Origin of the sequence: Flavobacterium sp., from assembly GCF_031423415.1 — a bacterium.
In the GTDB taxonomy this organism is placed as follows: Bacteria; Bacteroidota; Bacteroidia; order Flavobacteriales; family Flavobacteriaceae; genus Flavobacterium.
The window spans coordinates 1-1485 of sequence record NZ_JANPFL010000040.1 but is presented as its reverse complement, the minus strand read 5'-3'; the positions used below and the strand labels follow the sequence as shown (position 1 = coordinate 1485).

The window sequence follows — 1485 nt, the reverse complement described above, 5'->3', positions numbered from 1 at the left end:
TTTTTAGTTTTTTGATTGTAATGATTTCATTTTCAATACAATCTCAAGAAATAAAAAATGAAATTACGGTTAAACCAAAAGATACAATTCCCTCGAAAATTGATCGTTATGGTGTTCGATTTGGTATAGATTTATACAAATTAACAAAATCATTTTACGAAAAAAATTATAAAGGATTAGAACTTATTGGCGATTATCGAATTTCAAAAAACTATTATTTAGCAGCCGAAATCGGTAACGAAAATAAAACTTCAGACGACACAAGATTAAATTTTACCACCAAAGGTTCTTATATAAAAGCTGGTTTTGACTATAATAGTTATGAAAATTGGCTAAATATGGAAAATATGGTTTACATTGGTTTGCGGTATAGTGCAAGTACTTTTAGTCAAGAACTAAATAACTATAAAATTTACAACAGAAACACTTTTTTTGGAGAAACTCCAAACCAATATTCAGGCGAAAAATTTGACGGACTTTCTGCTCAATGGTTAGAATTTGTCGCAGGAATAAAAGCCAAAGTTTTTAATAATGTTTTTGTTGGATTTAATTTTCGAATAAATTTATTGCTAGCAACCAAAAAACCCGAAACTTTTGAAAATCTATATATTCCTGGTTTCAATCGAACTTATGATGGCGATTTCGGTGCAGGATTCAATTATACTGTTTCTTATTTGTTGCCTATATATAAAAAACAAAAAATAGTAAAATAGATATTTTGAAAATAAGGTAATTTTGAAAATTGATACATTATCTATGTAATTTCTATCAATCTTTTCAAGAAAATCGATTTCATAAAAAGTTTTTCGCCATCTTTGGTTTTGGTGGCTTTGAATTTTGGTGCAACGAAAGTTCCAATAACAAATGCAATTAATGAAACTTTAAATCCAGTTAATGATGTTAATTCTAAAACTGTATATTTTGTTGACAGAAAGAAAAAAACAAAACATATTAACTGAAAAAAGAAAGCTTTTACTTGTAATTTTGACATTTTCTATAAATTAAACAATTAATTATTAATTATTGGTAAAATTAAACATAGTTTTTCAATAATTCATATAAATTTGAAACCAATTATCAAACGGATTAAAATCAATTTTAGTAAAACACTAAAATTATTAGATAAAAGTTTTATATCCAAAACTACAAGCTAATTTGGGTTAATTATTGTTTTTTTGTAAATCGAAATAAGTAATTAAATAAAGCAATCATCTTTAAAACCAATCAAATACAATTTATCTTTAGCACGAGTTATTGCAGTGTACAACCAACGTATATAATCTCTATCGATGCCTTCCGGCAAATAGGGTTGCTCTATAAAAACGGTATTCCATTGTCCGCCCTGTGACTTGTGACAAGTTATTGCATAAGAAAATTTGACTTGCAAAGAATTGAAAAATTCGTTTTCTTTTACTTTTTGAAATTTAGCATATTTGGTGTTCAAATGTTCGTAATCTTTCATGACTTCTTCATACAATTTATTGG

The 1485-nt window shown here is 26.5% G+C and carries 3 protein-coding genes; 1 reads left to right on the top strand and 2 read right to left on the bottom strand.

What is annotated here, in order from left to right; genetic code table 11:
- Nucleotides 1–713, top strand: a 713-nt coding sequence (locus RMO83_RS04325; RefSeq protein WP_310558449.1) for a DUF6048 family protein, incomplete at its 5' end; no start/stop codon positions are given.
- 41 nt (nt 714–754) lie between these two features.
- Here RMO83_RS04325 and RMO83_RS04320 read toward each other — a convergent pair.
- Nucleotides 755–991 carry a hypothetical protein gene (locus RMO83_RS04320; protein WP_310558448.1) on the bottom strand — a complete coding sequence of 79 codons (237 nt, stop codon included), beginning with the start codon at nt 989–991 and terminating at the stop codon, nt 755–757.
- A 204-nt stretch (nt 992–1195) separates the two neighbouring features.
- On the bottom strand, nt 1196–1485 hold a 290-nt coding region (locus tag RMO83_RS04315; protein ID WP_310558447.1), incomplete at its 5' end, for an ATP-binding domain-containing protein.